The organism is Streptococcus ovis DSM 16829 (assembly GCF_000380125.1).
Classification (GTDB): Bacteria; Bacillota; Bacilli; order Lactobacillales; family Streptococcaceae; genus Streptococcus; species Streptococcus ovis.
In genome coordinates this window covers 183,148-202,696 of sequence record NZ_KB904562.1, presented here as the reverse complement: position 1 = coordinate 202,696, position 19,549 = coordinate 183,148, and the positions used below count along the sequence as shown (strand labels likewise).

The 19,549-nt window shown below is 40.3% G+C and carries 18 protein-coding genes; 7 read left to right on the top strand and 11 right to left on the bottom strand.

Features of this window, described 5'->3' with window-relative positions:
* Positions 1-4: 4 nt before the first annotated feature.
* The gene (locus A3I9_RS0101035) at positions 5-2,170 is read right to left on the bottom strand and encodes an alpha-galactosidase (protein ID WP_018377227.1); all 2,166 of its coding nucleotides are present in this window, start codon (positions 2,168-2,170) and stop codon (positions 5-7) included.
* A 118-nt stretch (positions 2,171-2,288) separates the two neighbouring features.
* Here A3I9_RS0101035 and A3I9_RS0101030 point away from each other — a divergent pair, with 118 nt between their 5' ends.
* Together A3I9_RS0101030 and A3I9_RS0101025 are read left to right on the top strand one after the other, a co-directional pair.
* Positions 2,289-3,125 carry an AraC family transcriptional regulator gene (locus A3I9_RS0101030; protein WP_018377226.1) on the top strand — a complete coding sequence of 279 codons (837 nt, stop codon included), beginning with the start codon at positions 2,289-2,291 and terminating at the stop codon, positions 3,123-3,125.
* A 69-nt stretch (positions 3,126-3,194) separates the two neighbouring features.
* Entirely contained in the window at positions 3,195-4,454 is a 1,260-nt protein-coding gene (locus tag A3I9_RS0101025) for an aminotransferase-like domain-containing protein (protein WP_018377225.1), read from the top strand.
* A 125-nt stretch (positions 4,455-4,579) separates the two neighbouring features.
* Here A3I9_RS0101025 and A3I9_RS0101020 read toward each other — a convergent pair whose 3' ends face one another.
* The 6 genes from A3I9_RS0101020 to A3I9_RS0100995 all read right to left on the bottom strand — a co-directional run bounded on the left by A3I9_RS0101020 (position 4,580) and on the right by A3I9_RS0100995 (position 9,837).
* Positions 4,580-5,581, bottom strand: coding sequence for a LacI family DNA-binding transcriptional regulator (locus tag A3I9_RS0101020; protein ID WP_018377224.1), 1,002 nt, complete (start codon positions 5,579-5,581; stop codon positions 4,580-4,582).
* Between the two features lie 369 nt (positions 5,582-5,950).
* Complete coding sequence (locus tag A3I9_RS0101015; protein WP_018377223.1) at positions 5,951-6,769, bottom strand: PTS system mannose/fructose/sorbose family transporter subunit IID; 819 nt, start codon at positions 6,767-6,769, stop codon at positions 5,951-5,953.
* Positions 6,756-7,619, bottom strand: a complete 864-nt coding sequence (locus A3I9_RS0101010) for a PTS mannose/fructose/sorbose/N-acetylgalactosamine transporter subunit IIC (RefSeq protein ID WP_018377222.1) — start codon at positions 7,617-7,619, stop codon at positions 6,756-6,758. The genes A3I9_RS0101015 and A3I9_RS0101010 overlap by 14 nt, the downstream gene beginning before the upstream one ends.
* A gap of 14 nt (positions 7,620-7,633) precedes the next feature.
* Positions 7,634-8,125: a PTS sugar transporter subunit IIB gene (locus A3I9_RS0101005; protein WP_018377221.1), complete on the bottom strand. Its 492-nt coding sequence runs from the start codon at positions 8,123-8,125 to the stop codon at positions 7,634-7,636.
* Between the two features lie 76 nt (positions 8,126-8,201).
* Positions 8,202-9,422 carry a glycoside hydrolase family 88 protein gene (locus A3I9_RS0101000; protein ID WP_018377220.1) on the bottom strand — a complete coding sequence of 407 codons (1,221 nt, stop codon included), beginning with the start codon at positions 9,420-9,422 and terminating at the stop codon, positions 8,202-8,204.
* Complete coding sequence (locus tag A3I9_RS0100995) at positions 9,400-9,837, bottom strand: PTS sugar transporter subunit IIA (protein ID WP_018377219.1); 438 nt, start codon at positions 9,835-9,837, stop codon at positions 9,400-9,402. The genes A3I9_RS0101000 and A3I9_RS0100995 overlap by 23 nt, the downstream gene beginning before the upstream one ends.
* 328 nt (positions 9,838-10,165) lie before the next feature.
* Between A3I9_RS0100995 and A3I9_RS0100990 the strand changes: the two genes are divergently transcribed.
* The 4 genes from A3I9_RS0100990 (at position 10,166) to A3I9_RS0100975 (ending at position 13,391) form a co-directional block, all read left to right on the top strand.
* Positions 10,166-10,975 carry a gluconate 5-dehydrogenase gene (locus A3I9_RS0100990; RefSeq protein ID WP_018377218.1) on the top strand — a complete coding sequence of 270 codons (810 nt, stop codon included), beginning with the start codon at positions 10,166-10,168 and terminating at the stop codon, positions 10,973-10,975.
* Between the two features lie 43 nt (positions 10,976-11,018).
* Entirely contained in the window at positions 11,019-11,657 is a 639-nt protein-coding gene (locus tag A3I9_RS0100985) for an RpiB/LacA/LacB family sugar-phosphate isomerase (RefSeq protein ID WP_018377217.1), read from the top strand.
* 77 nt (positions 11,658-11,734) lie between these two features.
* Entirely contained in the window at positions 11,735-12,742 is a 1,008-nt protein-coding gene (locus A3I9_RS0100980; RefSeq protein ID WP_018377216.1) for a sugar kinase, read from the top strand.
* Positions 12,743-12,755: 13 nt separating this feature from the next.
* Positions 12,756-13,391 carry a bifunctional 4-hydroxy-2-oxoglutarate aldolase/2-dehydro-3-deoxy-phosphogluconate aldolase gene (locus A3I9_RS0100975; RefSeq protein WP_018377215.1) on the top strand — a complete coding sequence of 212 codons (636 nt, stop codon included), beginning with the start codon at positions 12,756-12,758 and terminating at the stop codon, positions 13,389-13,391.
* A 213-nt stretch (positions 13,392-13,604) separates the two neighbouring features.
* Here A3I9_RS0100975 and A3I9_RS0100970 read toward each other — a convergent pair whose 3' ends face one another.
* The 3 genes from A3I9_RS0100970 to A3I9_RS0100960 all read right to left on the bottom strand — a co-directional run bounded on the left by A3I9_RS0100970 (position 13,605) and on the right by A3I9_RS0100960 (position 18,080).
* The gene (locus A3I9_RS0100970; RefSeq protein ID WP_018377214.1) at positions 13,605-15,341 is read right to left on the bottom strand and encodes an ABC transporter ATP-binding protein; all 1,737 of its coding nucleotides are present in this window, start codon (positions 15,339-15,341) and stop codon (positions 13,605-13,607) included.
* A complete protein-coding gene (locus A3I9_RS0100965; protein ID WP_018377213.1) occupies positions 15,338-17,095 on the bottom strand; it encodes an ABC transporter ATP-binding protein in 1,758 nt (585 codons plus the stop codon). Before A3I9_RS0100965 ends, A3I9_RS0100970 begins: the two co-directional genes overlap by 4 nt.
* A 136-nt stretch (positions 17,096-17,231) precedes the next feature.
* The gene (locus tag A3I9_RS0100960; RefSeq protein ID WP_018377212.1) at positions 17,232-18,080 is read right to left on the bottom strand and encodes a DegV family protein; all 849 of its coding nucleotides are present in this window, start codon (positions 18,078-18,080) and stop codon (positions 17,232-17,234) included.
* A 141-nt stretch (positions 18,081-18,221) separates the two neighbouring features.
* Between A3I9_RS0100960 and A3I9_RS0100955 the strand changes: the two genes are divergently transcribed.
* A complete protein-coding gene (locus A3I9_RS0100955; protein WP_018377211.1) occupies positions 18,222-18,626 on the top strand; it encodes a TetR/AcrR family transcriptional regulator in 405 nt (134 codons plus the stop codon).
* A gap of 134 nt (positions 18,627-18,760) precedes the next feature.
* Here the strand turns inward: A3I9_RS0100955 and proC are convergent, their stop codons facing one another.
* Positions 18,761-19,543: a pyrroline-5-carboxylate reductase gene (gene proC / locus A3I9_RS0100950; RefSeq protein ID WP_018377210.1), complete on the bottom strand. Its 783-nt coding sequence runs from the start codon at positions 19,541-19,543 to the stop codon at positions 18,761-18,763.
* Positions 19,544-19,549: the final 6 nt, after the last annotated feature.

Below are 19,549 nucleotides of genomic sequence, written 5' to 3'. Positions count from 1 at the left end.
CCTCCTATTGTTTATGAAATATATATTGTACACTAAAATAATCTTTTTGAACATGAGGCATGGTTAAGCCAATGTTCATGAGTTCATCTCCGTAAAAAGTAGCATCTAACTCTTTTGAGTAATATTGTGCACTTGCATCTAAGCCTCTTAGCTTCACTTGAATGAGTGGTGCTTCTGGCTGAGAAAGAATTTTGACGAAGGTGAAGACAACTTGACTCTTATCGTCATTCACATAATTGTAAGCATAGGTATTATCAGTCTTTTTTAAGCGATAGTAATCACCAAACTGAACAGTTTGCCGAATAGACTTGTAAGTTTTTACCTGTTCCGTAATTTCTGCGATTTTGTGTTCAGGTAGGGCATGCAAATCCAATTCATAGCCGAGGTTACCTAACATGGCAACATTGCCTCGAGTAGACAGAGGGGTGATGCGTCCAGTCTGATGATTTGGTACAGCTGATACGTGCGATCCTACGCTGATAGAAGGGAAGATAAGTCCCGTTCCCTCTTGTATAGAAAGGCGTCCAATCGCATCCGTATTGTCACTCGCCCAAGCCTGCGGCATATAATAAAGCATTCCCAGATCATTTCGACCGCCACCGCCAGAACAGGATTCAAACAGAACTTCTGGGAAACGTTGGTTAAGTGTTTCAAGCACCCTGTAAAGCCCAAGCATATACCGATGGTAAAATTCATTCTTTTGGTGATTGGCTTGATATTCTGGAATATTCGTGATATTTCGATTCATATCCCATTTCACATAGGAAATATTAGCGGATTGTAGTACTGATGAGACAGACTCAATCAAATAATCACACACCTCATCTTTAGACAAATCTAACACCAACTGTTCACGACTATAGGTATGACCCCGTCCTTGAATCTGAATAGCCCAGTCTGGGTGTGCTCTATAAAGATCACTATCTTCAGAGACCATTTCTGGCTCAAACCACAAGCCAAATTCCATCCCCAATTCATTGATTTTTTGAGCAAGACCAGCCAGACCTGAAGGGAGTTTATCACGATTTTCCAACCAGTCACCAAGTGAGCAGGTATCTGAATTGCGCTTGCCAAACCAACCATCGTCTAGCACGAACAACTCAATACCAGCATCTCTAGCTGACTGGGCCAGTTCTACTATTTTATTTTCTGTGAAGTGGAAGTATGTCGCTTCCCAGTTGTTTATAAGAATTGGGCGCTCCTTATGAGCCCATTTGCCACGCGCAATATGGTATCGCACAAAATGTTGACTATCTGATGTCAAACCAGTGAAACCTTTGTCCGTATAACTCAGAAGTGCTTCTGGGGTTTGGAACGAATCATTCGCAGCTAATTGCCAACGGAACTTCTCATCATCCAAGCCAATCCCCAAACGTGTCGTCTGGAGGGCAGTTGTTTCCACAAAAGCTGTAAAATTGCCACTGTAAACCAATTGAGCGGTATAGATATCGCCCTGTTCCTCTGTAGCATTAGGGTCTGCTAAAGCGATAAATGGTGTTCGAGAATGGCTGGAAGCCCCGCGAATACTCCCAACAGAGTATTTCCCTTGTGTTAACGGTGTCTTCGTCCATTCTTTTTCATAAGCATATCGCCCTGTTAAGGTATGAAGAGTAAAGTCCTTATGAGGCAAGTCCAGTGTCAATGATAACGCTTTTTCTAGTTTTACTGGCTGATTTCCTGTTTTAATCACAGCAGATCGTGTCAGGTAGTTGGCTTCTTCAAAGACGCTGTAGAAAAGGGTCACGGTGACATCCGTCAACTCATCATAAAGATCGATTTCGAGTGTCTCCACTTGATCTTCGTCCCCAAAACTAACAGGTAATCCTGATAAGGCTGGTTTCCCTTTATACATTCGATGCGCTTGATAACGCAAATCCAATGCTGTTCCTTTTTCACAGGTAACTTCAATGGCTGCGGTTCTGAAATCTCCCAATCCATTGCTGCTATACTCTAACGGTAGGGTATCTAGTGAAAAAGTTCTATCTTTGCTCGTTGGATTCGGTGAAAAAGCTCTATCTAAATATGTTATTTTGTTATCTGGACTAAAGTGCTCCACTCGTTTTCCAAAATATCGGTGAACGAGGAGTTTATTTTCTAACACTTGTAGGATATAAGAAAAACTTCTTGTCTTTAAATGGAACAATAAAGCTGATTCTTGGTATTCAATCATCTCAACTCCTCCTGTAATATTGATTTTATTCTATCATTTGAAAGCGCTTTAAAAAATGGAATTTTGTTAGTAAAATATGGTAAAATGTTAGTAATTCTAAAACGAGGTGAAATCAAATATGTTTTTTTCTGAACTCAATACAGACACAATGGATCTCTCCATTGACTTTTACGGCTACGAAGAATGCACTCCTTCCTACTCCTTCGGTCCAGCTATTCGGGAAAATTACGTTATCCACTATATTTCAAAAGGAAAAGGAATTTTTTGCATAAAAAATCAGGAAATCCCACTTTCGGCAGGAGATTTATTTCTACTAAAACCCAATGAGGTTACTTTTTATCAAGCCGACCAAGAAGACCCTTGGGCTTATTATTGGATTGGAATTGGGGGAAATAAGACAGATCTTTATTTTGGCTTATCGAGCTTAGGCGATGTGGCCTATCTCCAGCATAATAAAAAGCAAGCAACGAAAAAGGTAGCTAGCCAAATGATCCAGCTCATTACTCAAGCTGAAGAAAAAGAGCGTACGACAAGTAATCAACTAGAGTTACTCAGTCAGGCCTATAAGCTCCTCTTTGAATTAAGCATCCTTTCACCTAATGCTTCCTCTCACGAATTAAATCAAACAGAAAAATTGTGTCAGGAATGTCGTTATGTCATTGAAAAACATTACAATATTGATGGTCTATCTATTTCTTCCATTGCCCAAAAACTCAACGTTAATCGCAGCTATCTAACAACTCTTTTTAAAAAATATTATCATGTAAGCCCTAAAGACTACCTGCTTCAAACCAGAATGAAGAGAGCCAAGCAATTATTGGAAAATACGCAAGAGCCTATCAAAGTCATCTCTTATTCTGTTGGTTATCTTGATCCACTCTATTTTTCAAAAGCCTTCAAAGAATTTTACTCCGTGTCTCCTAGTCAATTCCGAAAAAACGACACGTCCATTTAGGTCTTCAGATATTGTCAATTCAATGGAAATAAGCTACAATAGAGCCAAGAATCTGTAAGGGGACAGTTTATGACAAGTAAATATCAGGTGATTATTCAGGATATTCTTTCAGGAATTGAGGAGGGGCGTTTTACAAGAGGACAAAAATTGCCTTCTATTCGCCAATTCAGTAGACAGTATCGTTGTAGTAAGGATACTGTACAAAAGGCAATGTCAGAATTAAAATATCAAAATGTCCTATATGCTGTGGAAAAAAGTGGGTACTATATCTTAGAAGATAAGGATTTTCAAGAGCAAAAATTACAACTAGACCCCAATGACTTTCAGCAACTCCCCTACGAGGACTTTAGAACCTGTCTGAATGAAAGTTTGATTGGTCGGGAAGATTACCTCTTCAACTACTATCACCAGCAAGAGGGATTAGAAGAACTGATTCACTCTGTCCATCAGCTTTTGATGGACTATGATGTTTATTGTAAAAAAGAGCAGATTGTCATTACAGCTGGAACACAGCAGGCCCTCTACATTCTTTCACGGATGGATTTTCCCAATCAGGGGACGGATATTTTACTGGAAGAACCGACCTACCACCGAATGCGAACTCTGGTAGAAGAACAACACCTCCCCTTCCAGACCATTGAACGAACGCTGAACGGGATTGATTTAAAGGTACTGGAATCCCTCTTTCAAACGGGGACTATCAAGTTTTTCTATACCATTCCTCGTCTTCATAATCCCTTAGGAACGACTTACTCTTTAGAAGAGAAAAAAGAAATTCTGCGATTGGCTCAACAATATGAGGTTTATATTATTGAGGACGATTATCTGGCTGATTTTGATAAGAGCAAGTCGCTGCCACTCCACTACCTAGATACGCAAGATAGAGTAATCTACATCAAATCCTTTACAACGACCCTCTTTCCCGCCCTGCGGATTGGTGGTGTCTGCCTTCCTCCGACCTTAATGGATGGATTTCTGAAGGATAAGGGGTTGATTGACTACGATACCAATCTCATCATGCAAATGGCGCTCTCTCTTTATATTGACAATGGAATGTTTGCCCGAAACACCCGCCTCCTCCAAGAAAAACAAACCTTAGTAAACGAAAAAATCGCTGGTCTATTGGAGCAATATCCACTTGCTGTCCCTTATCAAATAGCAACTGAGACCCTTGTCTTGCAACTAGAGCCTCAGCAACTAACAGTTCGCTTCAAACACGGCCTCACCTCAGCCCAATTCATAGAGAGCAAGCAGTACACCTATCTGATTCTCTCTCATGATGAGGATTTAGAACACAATCTACAATGGATTTCTCAACAAAAATTCTAAATAGATGAAAACAACAACGAATTTAATTTTTATTGCCAGTTCTATCAAATACGAAAAAGCAAATCCGAATAGGTTAAACGGATTTGCTTTTTTTATACTGTAGAACTGACCTTTGCATTAAATTTTTATAAAGTAGATTCTTTCCATGCTACCTGACAATCAAAAATCTGCTGTTTTTCTATTTGCACGTTACCTTCAATTTCATCAATTAAAATCTGGGCTGCTTGCTCACCTTCTTCATAGGCAGGTTGTACAATTGTTGAAACCGTGGGAGTTGAAAAGTCTGTCCACTCTAGGTTATCAAAACCAACCAACCCAACTCTTGGCATATCAAACTCTAACTTCTTCATAGCCGATAAAACCGTCGGAAGCGCCCAGCAATTAGGGGCAAATACAAGTGTATTTTCATCCGCTGGCACAGTTTTCTTCAAAAAAGCAATAATATCCTCTTCCATTACAGGGGTATTATCAATCACCAAAGTTTCATAATCGTATCCTTTATCAGTCAGAGAATCCACAAACCCAGAAGCACGTTCAATACGAGTACTCAATAAACTGGTATCCGCTGTTACCATGATAAATTTACGATAGCCTTTTTCAATACATCCTTGCACCATATCATAAACGGCATCATAGTTATTAGTCTTAACCCAATTCGTCTTATGTTCATAGAGCTGACTATCAAAGAAAACCATATGCTTCTTCATATCTTTGATCACACGTGAATACTTCCTAAAATTCGAAGTTGGTTGAATAATAAAACCATCTACTCCTAAGTCCAACATACTTTCAATATATTGGCTCTCACGCTTAGAATCATAATTACTATTACCAATAATAATTTGGTAACCTTTCTGCTTAGTAACATTTTCAATTCCTTTGACAATCTGATTGGAAAAAGAATTGGTAATATCACCTATTAAAACACCAATCATCTTAGTCTGTTTTGAATTCAGGCTTCTAGCCACCACACTTGGTTGATAACCTGTTTCTTCAATGACTTTTTGAATTCGATTACGCGTCTCTTCTGACATCTTGTCGAATTTTTGATTGAGATAAAAAGATACTGTTGTTTTCGACGTGCTAGCCATTTCAGCAATCGTCTTAATGGTTATCTTCTCCCGCAAGTCACGAATACTCCTTTCTTTCTATAATCTTAGTATATCACACATAAGTAGCAATGTTTACTGTTTGAATCGGAAAAAATTACGATTTTTTGTTATCGAGAATAACTTACCTATTTTCTATTGCTCCATCTATCACACAGATACTACCTCCTATGAGGGCATCAGCTAGCAAGGTTATAAATGAGTTCAGATTATTTTGATAAGATTTGATTTTATATCATGAATATCGTTATAGCTCTGCATTAAGATCCAAAATATCCCTACATGACCCCTGTTTCATATCTATTCTGCTAATATAAAAGGATTAGTTCTATAACCAGAATCCTAATCCTTTATTTACTATAAAACGATAGATCTCTAGCTATCTTATTATGCCAGAATGCCCAACCAACTACCAATAATACCAATAGCAACTGTCAGAAGGACAAGCCAGTAAGTATTCCATTTTTTAATCTTAATTAAGTAGAACATCAATGCTGTATAAAGAACCGGCAAGAGAGCTGGTGCAATTTTATCCAACATACCTTGGATTGTTACAATCTTTTGTGCAGCTCCGGCGGCTTCCACAGAAGGTTGGAATGTGAACGGAATCGTCATTTTAACTTGTGTCGCTGCTAAACTAGAAATAACCGTCACGCCAATAATATTTGCAGCACGTGAAACCACTGACATCTGCTCACTTAATTTTTCAATGAAGCTCGTTCCCAATTTGTATCCATAGAGACCAGTCCCCAATTTTATACCAGTTAAAACAGTATTCATACAGATAAAGAACAAGATTGGTCCAAGAATCGAACCATCCATTGCAAGAGATGCAGCAATCGTAGAAAAGAGTGGTGCCAAACAAAACTGTGATAAAGAATCACCGATACCAGCAAGAGGTCCCATAAGTGCCATCTTAATTCCTCGGATTTCCTCTTTAGGACGTTTGTTTTCAAGCATTGCCAGATGCAAACTTGTGATAAATGGCAAGAAGTGTGGATTGGTGTTATAAAACTCTACATTATCTTCCAAAGCCTCACTAAGGGCTTTTTTATCGTCTCCATAGAATTTTTTCAGAGCTGGATAAATGACATTCCCATACCCAATTCCTTGGTAATTACTATAGTTAAAACCATTTTGCAAGAAAAATGCGCGAAGTGCTGTTTTAATGTAATCTGATTTTACTAATTTTTTAGATCCAGTCATCTTTTTCGTCTCCTTCTGTCTTGTTTTCTGAAGCTGGCGTCGCTGGTTTCTTGTAAATATCAATCAAGGCAAAGATTGTGGCAATAAGTGCAACACCAATGGTTGGCACCCCTGCTACACCTGTAGCTGATACAGCTGTAAGGAAGCCGTCTTTTACAACCGGTGCAAGAACTGGAAGACCAAAATAAACTGCAAGCACATAACCAAGAAGGATGTAAGGAATCAAATCTTTTTTAGCCATAACAGAAAGAATCATTGCAAAACCGATTGCAGGAAGCATTTTACCAGCAAGTGTCAACCCGTTCAATAATACTGGTGGGATAAGTGCAAATAAATTGGTCAGTGTTTCAGTTGATAAAGCACCAATGACACCCAGTGCAAAGCCAACTAATGCAAAGACCCAAACAGTCCCATTCGCAACAATTTTAAACCCTGTAATATTGCCTTCCCTTAGACTCTTCTTAGCCAATCCAGGAGCACCAGCGAAGAGAGTATACACAAAAGTTTGCAAGAATTGAATCCCTACTGCGATTGGAGTTGATAAGGCAAGCGCTGCCTCTGGGGTAATAACTTTGGCTGTTCCAACAGTAGTGATAGCCATCAAAGTACCAAAGATCCCAGGACCAATTGGATTTGGTGGTACGGTACCACCAGCACCTACACCAAATCCCATATACGCCAGTTCAGAAATCGCACCCATCATAAGTGCCGTTTGGAGATCGCCCAAAATAATCCCTACACCTATCGACAAGATAATACAGCGGTTTGTATAGATACCGAGCAACATACCGCTAAAACAGAAAGCCGTCCACAAGCCAATTAACATTGCTTGAAATAAACTAATTGCCATAGTCATCTCCTTTATTAAATACAATCTAAAATATTCACTTCAACAGCACCATCATTACCTGTTGGTGTCGTCTTCGTATTGAACGTAACCTGATGTTTTTCATGCAATTGACGGATAATATCTTTATCTTCTGCACAAAGGAAAATCGAACGAGTCACTTGTTCTTTTCCTTCGGCGTTGTGGATATTACCAATGTTGATTTCTTTAATTGGTACACCACCTTCCACCAAGCGAAGAGCATCTTTCATATCCTTGATAACAATAAAGATTGTTTGAGCAGGATTAGCTTTATGAATGATGTCAATTACTTTTTGAATAGAGAAAAATCGCATGGCAATCGAATCTGGTACCACTGTTTTCATCAGCGTTTGCTGAATTTTATCCTCTGATACAGCATCGTTAGCGACAATAACCGTATTACAGCTTAGGAATTTCACCCAGAGCTGTCCTTGTCCATGAATCAAACGTTCATCAACACGAGTCATCACAATATTTGGTCCTGACATAATAGCCTCCTAAATTTTTTTATTTTATTAACGATAATAAGTGTGGGGTTTAAAACTATACCCTAACGCAAATGTTTTACCAGTAGAGCTCCCAATCTTTGTAGAAGCGAAGCAGGGCCTCTAAGTAATAGTAATCTCCCCAAATATTTCCTTCATCGACCCCCTTGCCTGAATGCCAAGAATAGACACCATGCAAGAGAAGGGGACGACCTTCTACAAATTCATCATTCGTGTAATTTTCAATCAAGCTGCGAAGCATGGCGTGCATGGCATACTTGTAGGTTAATTTATCTTCATCTACCTCTGGCAAGTATTTCAACATTTCATGAATACCACAGACAGCTGTCGCTGTCGCAGAACTATCGCGAGCATGTCCTGAGCCATCTCCGAAAATCAGATCCCAATAGGAAACCTTATCTTCAGGAAGACGATTTAGAAAATAGTTTGTCATCCCTTTAAAGAGACTAATTTGTTGTTCGTCTTTCATCTTGCGATAGCTCAGTGGAATCCCATAAATCCCCCAAGCTTGTCCTCGTGCCCATGCCGAATCATCACTAAAGCCTTGACGGGTAACCCCTTTAACGGGTTCTCCTGTTTCTGGATCAAAGTAGAAAGTATGAAAGGCCGAAGCGTCATCACGGACGACATTGTTCGCTGAAGCATAGAAATGATTTTCAGCTATTTCTTTATACTTAGGATCCCCTGTTTGCTCAGAAACAAAGAAGAGTAACTGGATATTGAGCAGACAATCAATAATTAAACGATAGTGATCCTTGTGACCAAGTTCACCCCAAGCTTGGATGAAGCCTCCTTTTTCCTGATAACGTTCTATTAGCTTATCTGCTGCTTTGATAGAAGCTTCAAGCGCTTTTTCATCGCCATTGATACGATACTCAGCCATACAAGATGGTGTGTAAAGAAAACCAAGGTCATGGTGATCCAATTCAATACGATTGTTCACACGTTCTAAAAATGATAAAACATTTTTATGCGCTAAATCTTTTATTTTCTCATCTTGGCTGTACTCATAAGATAGCCAGAGACAGCCTGTCCAGAAGGCATTAGTCCACTCGGTGTTATCCATCACTTGGTAGATATTGTCAAAAGTTGCAGGAGTGGGATAATCTTCTCCAAAGTAGCCCATATTGATGTAAACCTGTTTCAAGGCTTTTTCAATTGCAGCTTCTACCTCTGCCTTTGTTAATAAAGGAGTATTCAAGAAGCACTCTGAACGCTCAATGGTTTCAATATTTACTTTTTTAATAGCAGGCAATTTAGATACCTCCTTCAAAATCATTAGCTTCTTCGTCGTCACTACCAAGCAAGGTTTTCCAGTCGATAATTCCTTCTTTACCAGTCGCTACACTTTTAGCAACCAAAGCGTCTAGACTTTCAGCAGTCATACGAGCGAACGCAACTTCTACTAACATCGTTAAGTTCATTCCTGAAATAACATTCATAGCGACATCCGACAATTCCACCATCAAGGCTGAGGCAACTTTGAAAGGTGTTCCACCGAGCAAGTCTGCTAGCACCAGTACTTCTTTTGAATCTGCGATGGCTTCTTTTAGAGCAAGTTTCACATCCTCTGAGGACATCCCTTCTACAAAATCAATACCGATAATATCTTCTTGCTTACCAGCGATCAGTTCAAGGGAACTTAAAATCCCTGTCGCAAAGTGTCCATGTCCTATTACAATTAATTTAATCAAATTGACCTCCTTCTATCCCTTTGAGTTTACCGGTTTACTTTTTATAAAAAGATTATAACGCTTTCATTTTTTTGTGTCAATACTTTTTTGAAATTTTTTAAACTTTTTACTAGAATAAAACCCATTTCTTATCTTTTGATAGACTATAATTTCAGCAAAATTCCGAATTTTCGACTACTATTGTACCTATTAGCAGTTATTTTCAAAGAATTTACATCTTTTTTTTAAAATAATAAAATGCTTACTCTTGACAAAACCGGTTTACAGTGATAGGATATAAGTAAACAGGTTTGCCTGAATAAATTACAAATTTTCGGAGGAATTCCTAATGGCAGAACAATTCTCTATGAATAGCTTTTCCCTCAAAGGAAAAGTTGCGTTGATTACTGGCGCCTCTTATGGTATTGGCTTTGCAATCGCAACAGCCTATGCTAAAGCCGGTGCCACCATCGTCTTTAACGACCGTAACCAAGAAGCACTGGAAAAAGGGTTAGCCAATTACCAAGAAGCTGGCATTGAAGCCCACGGTTATGTTTGTGACGTTACCGACGAAGAGGGTATTCAAGAAATGGTCGCTCAAATCGAAAAAGAAGTTGGAATGATTGACATCCTCGTCAACAATGCTGGTATTATAAAACGCGAACCCATGCTTGACATGACAGCTAGCGATTTCCGTCAAGTTGTTGATATTGACCTGAACGCACCATTTATTGTTTCCAAAGCCGTCTTACCAAGTATGATTAAAAAGGGACACGGAAAAATTATCAACATCTGCTCGATGATGAGTGAACTCGGACGAGAGACAGTTGCCGCCTATGCTGCCGCAAAAGGTGGTTTGAAAATGCTGACAAAAAACATTGCTTCTGAGTTTGGCGAAGCCAATATCCAATGTAATGGTATCGGCCCCGGCTATATCGCAACACCACAAACTGCACCGCTTCGCGAATTGCAAGCAGATGGTTCTCGCCATCCATTCGACCAATTTATCATCGCTAAAACTCCTGCTGCTCGTTGGGGGGAAGCCGATGACTTAGCTGGCCCTGCTGTCTTTCTCGCAAGTGATGCTTCTAACTTTGTAAATGGGCATATCCTATATGTAGATGGTGGTATCCTGGCTTATATTGGTAAACAACCTTAAAAATAATAAAATATATACATAAATGAAAGGACTTAATAAGAACATGAAAATTGCATTGATTAACGAAAACAGCCAAGCTGCAAAAAATACCACCATCTTCAACGCATTGAAAACCGTTGCAGATGCGAAAGGTTTTGAGGTATTCAATTATGGTATGTATGGTATTGAAGGAGAAAACTCTTTGACCTATGTACAAAACGGTATCCTAGCAGCGATTCTTCTCAACTCTGGCGCTGCTGACTTTGTCATCACAGGTTGTGGAACTGGTATGGGGGCAATGCTTGCTTGTAACAGCTTCCCCGGTGTTATATGTGGTTTTGCTGCCGACCCTCTTGACGCCTACCTCTTCTCTCAAGTAAATGGCGGAAACGCACTTGCCCTTCCATTTGCTAAAGGATTTGGTTGGGGGGCTGAACTCAATCTCCGCTACATGTTTGAGCGCCTCTTTGAAGATGAAGTCGGTGGCGGCTATCCTAAAGATCGCGCAGTCTTTGAACAACGCAACGCTCGTATTTTGAATGATGTCAAGAAAGTAACACATACTGATATCCTAACAGTATTTAAAAACATTGATCAAGAACTCTTGAAAGGAGCAATCGCTAGCGAACACTTCCAAGAATATTTCTGTGCTAATTGTCAAAACCAAGAAATTGCAGATTATATTCAATCTGTTTTGGTATAATTTATCGTTACAAAAACACTCACTCCAAAGCGTTTCGTTTTGGAGTGAAACCATTATCTTCTGAAAGGACTTTCATCATGTCTCACATTCTTTTCTTCGGCGAGCCATTGATACGAATTAGCCCCTCAAGCTTCACACATTTCTCCGATAGTTGTAGTAGCCAACTCTACTTTGGTGGCTCTGAAGTTAATATTGCTCGTTCTCTTCAAGCTTTTGGTTGTTCGACGAAATTAGCAACAGCACTTCCAGCTAACGGTATGGGAGATTGTTTCCTACAATTTCTTCAGCAAAATCAGATCAATACCGAGCACATTCAGCGTGTAGGAAACCGAATTGGTATTTACTTCTTGGAAAATGGTATGGGTTGTCGCCAAGGTGAAGTTATCTACGATCGTACTCACTCCAGTTTGTACGAATTCAAGATGGAGAATGTAGACTTTGATCATCTTTTTCAAGATATAAGTCTCTTCCATTTCAGCGGCATCACACTCGCACTGGGGCAATCCATCCGTGACCAACTGCGCATTTTACTTGAAGAAGCTAAGAAACGACAGATTCTTATTTCCTTTGATCTCAATTTTCGAAGTCGTCTCATATCTCCAGATGAAGCTAAAAAAGTTTTTTCAGACTTTGCCTCCTACGCAGACTACTGCTTTGGGATTGAACCTCTAATGGTAAATGCAACAGATACTGCCTTCTTTAATCGAGATAATGCAACTTCTGAGACTATAAAAGATCGAATGCAAGCCTTACTCAAAACCTATGATTTTAAAGCGATTTTTCATACCTATCGCGCAAACGACGAATGGGGTCGCAACATCTATCAAGCATACTTGGCGACAAGTAATGGAAATTTCACGGTTTCTCCACAACTGAAAACTGCCGTTCTTCAACGCGTTGGCAGTGGTGATGCTTTTGTGGCAGGCGCACTCTATCAATTAACCGAATGCGCAGAACCTCAAACCGTTGTTGACTTCGCCGTCGCTAGCGCCACCCTCAAATGCACTCTGGAAGGGGATAACATGTTTGAATCTGTTCACCATGTCAATCAAGTCCTCAACCAAGCAAAAGATATTATTCGTTAGAAAAGAGAAGCTTATGACAAAATCAGAAACTAACCTCAAATTATTGGAACAAAAGGTTGTCGTCGTTATCCGTGGGAACAGCCTTGAAGAAGCGCTCCAGTCTTCTCAGGCTTGTATCGCCGGTGGTATCACAGCAATCGAAGTAGCTTACACAAATACCAAAGCTACTCAGGTTATTGAAGCCTTATCTGAACAATATGATGCTAGCAACCCAGATGTGATTATCGGAGCTGGTACCGTTCTTGATGCGGAAACAGCTCGCGCAGCCATCCTTGCAGGCGCAAAGTTTATCGTTTCTCCATCGTTTAACCCAGATACTGCTCGCCTTTGCAATCGCTATGCTATTCCCTACTATCCTGGATGTATGACTTTGACAGAAATCACAAACGCTCTTGAAGCTGGTTGTGAAATTGTCAAAATCTTCCCTGGAGGTACACTTGGTACTTCCTTCATCTCCTCTCTTAAATCACCACTTCCTCAAGTACAGGTAATGGTAACCGGTGGAGTCAATTTAGATAATGCCACTGATTGGTTTAAAGCTGGCGTTGATGCGATTGGTATCGGTGGTGAATTTAATAAACTTTCTGCAATTGGAGAATTTGATAAAATAACAGAGATGGCTAAAGAGTATATAAAACGTGTTCGCTAACTGTATAACTTTTTACATAGGTATTATCATAAAAAAACAAGGCTGAAACAAAAAGATTTTGAGTTTAGAAAATCTATACCAATAAATCTACTTTTCCAATAAAATGTACATAAAAACGAACAAAGGTTATCTCTTTCAATATGTAAGAGATAACCTTTGTTCGTTTTTTGTTTTATTGCTCAGAGTTTTGTCCCAAACTCGTTTTCTCTATCTCTAGTTCTCCATCATACCAGACTGAAGTTGGTACATTTTATAGTAGGTTCCTTCCAGAGCTAGGAGTTCGTCGTGCGTTCCCGCTTCAATAATCCGTCCCTTATCCAGCACATAGATACAGTTGGCATCTTGAATAGTGGATAAACGATGGGCAATGGCAATGGTCGTGCGACCCTGACGCATTTTCTTCAGAGAATGCTGAATCACTTCTTCTGTTTCTGAGTCAATATTGGCTGTCGCCTCGTCCAAGATGAGAATTTTAGGCTTAGCTGCCACCGTTCTGGCAAAGGCAATGAGCTGGCGCTGACCAGATGATAACGTCGAGCCTCGTTCTTTGACTGGCTGATCATAGCCATCTGGTAGACAGCAGATAAAGTCATCCGCATCTACAAATTCTGCTGCAGCAATGACCTGATCGCGTGTTAAATCTTCTTGGTACATCTTGATATTGGATTCAATCGTTCCATGGTAGAGGAACGGATCCTGCAAGACCAGACCAATTGACTTACGTAATTCCTCTTGGCTGTAATCACGAATATCCACCCCATCAATCAAAATCTGCCCACGGTCAAATTCATAAAAGCGCATAAAGAGATTGATAATGGAGGATTTCCCAGAGCCTGTATGTCCTACAAAAGCGATTGTTTCCCCTTGATTGACTGTAAAGGAAATGTCTTTTAAGACATCTTGTTTACCATCATAGGAGAAGCTGACGTTTTTAAATTCAATATTTCCAGCTTCAATGCGGGCTGTAGAATCGGCTTGAACAGGTTCATAGACTGTTTGGTCCATCATCGCAAAGACACGCTCAGCCGACACCATAGAGGTCTGTAAAGTCGCAAAGTTTTGCGTCACTTCAATCAAGGGATCAAAGAGTTGGTTGATGTATTGGATAAAAGCATACATGAGACCGGCTGTAAAGGTCGCTGTCTGCCAGTTGAGACCAAAGAAGGTCAAAATCACTGCATAGGCCAAAACCTTCAAGACAGACATGGCTGGACGAAGGAAGAGTGAATTGACATTGATAGAACGATTGGCATAATCTAAGTGTTCTTGATTGATGGTTTCAAATTCATTGATTAACCGTTCTTCTTGGCGAAAGGCTTGGATAATCCGCATCCCTTCGATGGATTCAGACAATTTGACATTGATGTCACTGAGTTTGCTCCGCGTCATCATAACCAAATGGTTGGATAGTTTTCGATAGAGCCAAACTGATCCCCAGATTACTGGCAAGAAAGGAAGGATATAGAGGGTCAATTGCCAGTTAAGTCGCAACATGGTAATCAGCGTGGCTGTAAAGATAAAGAAGGAAGAAATAAAACTAGCAAAAACCGTCCCAAACATATCTGCAACAGCCTGTGTATCATTGGTAATCCGTGAGACAATCGAACCAGCAGGGGTCTTATCAAAGAAGGACATTCCCAAGGCCTGCACATTAGCAAAGGTCTCCTGCCGCATATCACGCACAATACTGTAAGCCACACGCGAGAAAGTATAGCTCCCTAAGTAGGTGAAAAGAATTCGCAAGAGAAAGAGTGCGTAATAACCAACTAAAAGCATCAAACCTGCCTGTGCCGCGTCGTTTGCCACAAAATGGTCAATGTAATACTGGGCGACCAAGGGAATCGCTGTTCGTGTCAAAGTCGTTAGCAAAATAAAGAAGAGGGCTGTTAAAGTCAACCATTTGTACCGATACAAATAGCTCATCAAGCGCTTTAAGACTGATTGTTTCATGCCATCCCTCCTTCTAGACTTGCTGTCAAACTTTCTGTGAGTTGCTGCGATTGGTAAGTATCGTAGTACCAACCTTCTTCTGCCATCAATTCTTCGTGAGTACCACTTTCCTTGATGGTGCCATTTTCCATGACCAGAATCAGGTCTGCATGGACAATAGCTGATAAACGATGAGCAGTGATAATAGTAGTCTTGCCTTCTCGTTCATTTTTCAAATTCTCCACTATCAGATTTTCTGTCTTAGCATCTACCGCTGAAAGAGAGTCATCCAGCATGAGAATATCTGGATCCATCGCCAAGGCTCTACTCATCGCGATCCGCTGCTTCTGTCCACCTGACAAGGAAACACCACGCTCTCCGATGATGGTATCAAAACCATCTGGCATGGCCATGATATCTTCATAGACTCCACAAAGTTTCGTTGCTTTTTCCACGACTTCATCAGGTAATTGTGGATTGGCGAAGCGGATATTATCCCGAATACTCATGGCAAAGAGAACCTGATCCTGCGGAACGTAACCCATAAGGCTTCGAAGATTCTTCAAGCGGTAATCGCGAATGTCATGACCATCTAAGCGGATATTCCCCTCCTCCACGTCACGCTCCCGCAAGAGCAATTTGAGCAAGGTCGTTTTCCCAGACCCAGTCGGCCCAACAATTCCTAAAGTCTGACCTTTTTTCAAGCCAAAATGGACATTGGATAGGGTCACCTGTTCGTCATATGAAAATTGGTCAATATCATAGGCTAAATCGCCGTTTTGAATGCTAGTTAGAGGATTGCTCGCCTCTTCAATATCAGACTCTTGCGCCAACAGATTATCAATCCGTTCGTAAAAAACAGAACCACGCTGAATGACATTGAAGAGAAAACCCATTGCCTGTAACGGCCAGACCAACATATCCAAATAGGTAATAAAGGTCACCAATTCTCCAATAGTTAATTCACCACGCGAGATAAACAAGCCACCAACGACTAAAGTCAGCACATAAGACAAACCAACAAAGGTCAGCGTTAATGGATCAAAAAGGGCATTGTACTTGGCAGCTGTCATGTTCTTTTCAAAAACCTCTTGGTTGGTCTTTGAAAAAGCTGCAATTTCATCCTTTTGATAGCCAAATGACTTGATGACTTTAATCCCTGACACGCTTTCTTGTACATGATTATTGAGGGCAGAAAAGGCTTCTTGTGCATTTCGAAAGGCTGTGTGATTACGACGTCCTAGCGCACTCGTCCCCATAGCCATAAACGGTAGAGGTAAAATCGCAATCAAGGTCAAACGCCAATCTAGTAACACGAACATCGTTGCAAGTGTAACCAAAGCAGTCAAAGAAGCATCGACTGCTGACATCACTCCTGCTCCTGCTGTCATGGTCAGGGCATTAATATCATTGGTCGCATGAGCCATCAAATCCCCCGTCCGAAAACGTTGGTAAAAGGACGGAGACATTTTTGTAAAATGTTCGAACAAGCGAAAACGTAGAATGCGCCCCAGATGATTGGCTGTTCCTAAAATGTACATCCGCCAAACATAACGCAAACCATACATCGCAAAGCCAGCCACTACTAGGTAAAAAACATTCACCAATAGCTGATGCAAGGTCAAATCATGACCGGCTATATGGTCAATCACCTCCCCCATCACGCGAGGGGGAACTAAATTAAACACACTCACAAGCCCTAGCGCAATGATTCCAACAATATAACGCCGCTTTTCGAGCTTAAAAAACCAAGAAAGTTTCTTTAGTAAATACATAGCATCTCCTTTTAATAACCTTACTATTATACGCCTGAGATTCTAGAAATGCAAGAATTCGATTTTCTCCAGCAAAAAAGAGGTGAAATCACCTCTTTTCCATTATTCATTTATTCTGATAGAATTGTTTGACTACTTAGTGTGTTTCATACCCCATCAGAAGGCCGCCTTCTTCTGCATAGAAACTACATAAACCTGATGTTGGAAGACATTCAATCACTGCTTGTGGATAGCTTGCATGAACTAAGTCTGTGAATTGTTGGCAGAACTTATCGTTATTGCGATGTGCAATGGTAATTCTACCACCAGCATACCCTGCCTTTTGAATTTCTTCAAATGCAGTCGTCACTGACTTCTTATGGCCTCTAGCTTTTTGTAGCAATTCTAATTTGCCTTCAGCACTAGCTTCTCCAACCATTCGAATATTCAACAGTCCTACGACAGTTCCAACAAACTTGCTGAGGCGGCCATTTTTCACCAAATTGTCGACCTTTGCCAACACAAACAATAACTTTGTTTTCTGCTGATAAGCTGTAATTGCCTCAACAAACTCTTCAAACGCAAGGCCTTGACCAATCAGACGATTCATTTCACCAACCAACAAATCCATTTCACCACCTGCTGATAGGCTGTCAATTAAGTGAATATTCACCCCTGGATGGTCTTCAAGAAACATTTCTTTGGCAACACGCGCGCTATTAAAACTGCCTGATAAACCACCCGTGATAGTAATCACCACAACATTTTCAGCCCCCTCATAAGCAGCTGCAAAAGCTTGAGGACTTGGACAGGCAGAACTTGCTGCTTTGGAGGAAGTATACATGGCATTCATCATGTAATCAATATCTAGATGTGAATCATCTACAAAATCAGTCCCATCCACTTGGATAGATAATGGAACACTCTCAAATACCGTGTCAGGCGCTAAGTTTACTAATTCTTTATAATCACAGCCAGAGTCAGCTACAATTTTCCACTTTGTCATATTTTTTCCAATCTTTTTCAATCATCGAAGAACCTGCTCTTTTATTTGACAAGCAGACTATCTTCTTTTACAATTATAACATGAAACCCATTTCAACTTATCTCTGAATCATTCGGCTGTCACAATTATAAAGGAGAAGGTATGTCAAAACGCAATATTTCCCCTAAGTCTCTGAAAAACCTTTATCAATCTAACAAAGAATCCAATCAACTAACCCGCGAATCTATTGAAACTGCCCTCCTCTTTTTGCTTGAAAAGAAGGAATTAGCTCAAATTTCTATTTCTGAATTAGTGCAAAAAGCTGGGGTTTCCCGCAATGCCTTCTATAGAAATTATAAATCTAAAGAAGAAATTCTAGAGATGGCCTATGAGCGGACCTCTCACGCCTTGATGGAAAAATGGAAAAAATTACAAGATAAAGTCCACAAAAATGGGGTACCTCAGACTTTCTCTGAGTTTTTACAGCAGCAAAAAGAAAAAGTAGCTGAAAATCCAACCTTATCCAATGTCAGTCAATGGATTAAGGAAAAGAGAAAACGTCCTTAATTAACAACAAAAACGCTTGAGATAGTCTTAAGCGTTTTTCTATTCTTATACTAACTATAGTACAGCAGTAAAACTAACCGTTAACAGTGAAAAGGAGCCACTATGCTTCTTTTTTTGCAAACGTAATTTATACACTATTGTCCTAATTCTCGGGTACGCTCTAGCGCACGGGTAATACCTGCCATCGCAGCCGCTTGAAATCCTGCCTGAGTCATAGCTTCTAAGCCCGCAATAGTCGCTCCCCCTGGGGACGTCACTTCATCTCGTAATTGAGCAGGATGCTTGCCCGTATAAAAGGCCATCTCGGCTGCACCTATCAAGGTTTGGCTAGCTAAGAAACGAGCATCTACTACACTTAGTCCATGCTGGACACCTGATTTGGTGATCGCTTCTATCCATTCATAAACAAAGGCAGGGCCACATCCAGCAATCGCTGTCGCTGCGTCTAGAAGCTGTTCAGGCATTTCTTTCACCTCTCCTGATGCAGCCATCAAGTCACTGAAAAGTACAGCATTTTTAGACTTTACAGTAGAAAAAGTCGTCATCCCTTTACCGATAGCGACAGGGGTATTGGGCATCATTCGAACAATGTTGTCAAGTGGGAGATATTTGCCTAGTTGATTGAGAGGCACGCCAGCTGCCATTGATATCCAGAGTTGCACAGAAGAATGTTGGATATCCTGCGCCAATCCATCCAATAAGCCATTTAATAAATGAGGTTTCACCCCCAGAAACACAACTTCTGCCTCTTTCACAATGTCTTGATTAGAGACAATATGTCCTCCGTATTGTCCTTGTATGATTTCTGCTTTTTTGACATTATAATCGCTCAAAAGGAGTTCATGTTCCTCTAATTTTGCGATAGCTTGTAGCACAGCTGTGCCCATATTTCCTAGACCAATAAATCCAATTTTCATCTTTTT

Bases quoted from the DNA above. Each gene is read 5' to 3' on its own strand.
- A3I9_RS0101035 (WP_018377227.1), bottom strand. From the start codon at position 2,170: ATGATTGAATACCAAGAATCAGCTTTATTGTTCCATTTAAAGACAAGA.
- A3I9_RS0101030 (WP_018377226.1), top strand. From the start codon at position 2,289: ATGTTTTTTTCTGAACTCAATACAGACACAATGGATCTCTCCATTGAC.
- A3I9_RS0101025 (WP_018377225.1), top strand. From the start codon at position 3,195: ATGACAAGTAAATATCAGGTGATTATTCAGGATATTCTTTCAGGAATT.
- A3I9_RS0101015 (WP_018377223.1), bottom strand. From the start codon at position 6,769: ATGACTGGATCTAAAAAATTAGTAAAATCAGATTACATTAAAACAGCA.
- A3I9_RS0101010 (WP_018377222.1), bottom strand. From the start codon at position 7,619: ATGGCAATTAGTTTATTTCAAGCAATGTTAATTGGCTTGTGGACGGCT.
- A3I9_RS0101005 (WP_018377221.1), bottom strand. From the start codon at position 8,125: ATGTCAGGACCAAATATTGTGATGACTCGTGTTGATGAACGTTTGATT.
- A3I9_RS0101000 (WP_018377220.1), bottom strand. From the start codon at position 9,422: ATGATTTTGAAGGAGGTATCTAAATTGCCTGCTATTAAAAAAGTAAAT.
- A3I9_RS0100990 (WP_018377218.1), top strand. From the start codon at position 10,166: ATGGCAGAACAATTCTCTATGAATAGCTTTTCCCTCAAAGGAAAAGTT.
- A3I9_RS0100985 (WP_018377217.1), top strand. From the start codon at position 11,019: ATGAAAATTGCATTGATTAACGAAAACAGCCAAGCTGCAAAAAATACC.
- A3I9_RS0100980 (WP_018377216.1), top strand. From the start codon at position 11,735: ATGTCTCACATTCTTTTCTTCGGCGAGCCATTGATACGAATTAGCCCC.
- A3I9_RS0100975 (WP_018377215.1), top strand. From the start codon at position 12,756: ATGACAAAATCAGAAACTAACCTCAAATTATTGGAACAAAAGGTTGTC.
- A3I9_RS0100970 (WP_018377214.1), bottom strand. From the start codon at position 15,341: ATGAAACAATCAGTCTTAAAGCGCTTGATGAGCTATTTGTATCGGTAC.
- A3I9_RS0100965 (WP_018377213.1), bottom strand. From the start codon at position 17,095: ATGTATTTACTAAAGAAACTTTCTTGGTTTTTTAAGCTCGAAAAGCGG.
- A3I9_RS0100960 (WP_018377212.1), bottom strand. From the start codon at position 18,080: ATGACAAAGTGGAAAATTGTAGCTGACTCTGGCTGTGATTATAAAGAA.
- A3I9_RS0100955 (WP_018377211.1), top strand. From the start codon at position 18,222: ATGTCAAAACGCAATATTTCCCCTAAGTCTCTGAAAAACCTTTATCAA.
- proC (WP_018377210.1), bottom strand. From the start codon at position 19,543: ATGAAAATTGGATTTATTGGTCTAGGAAATATGGGCACAGCTGTGCTA.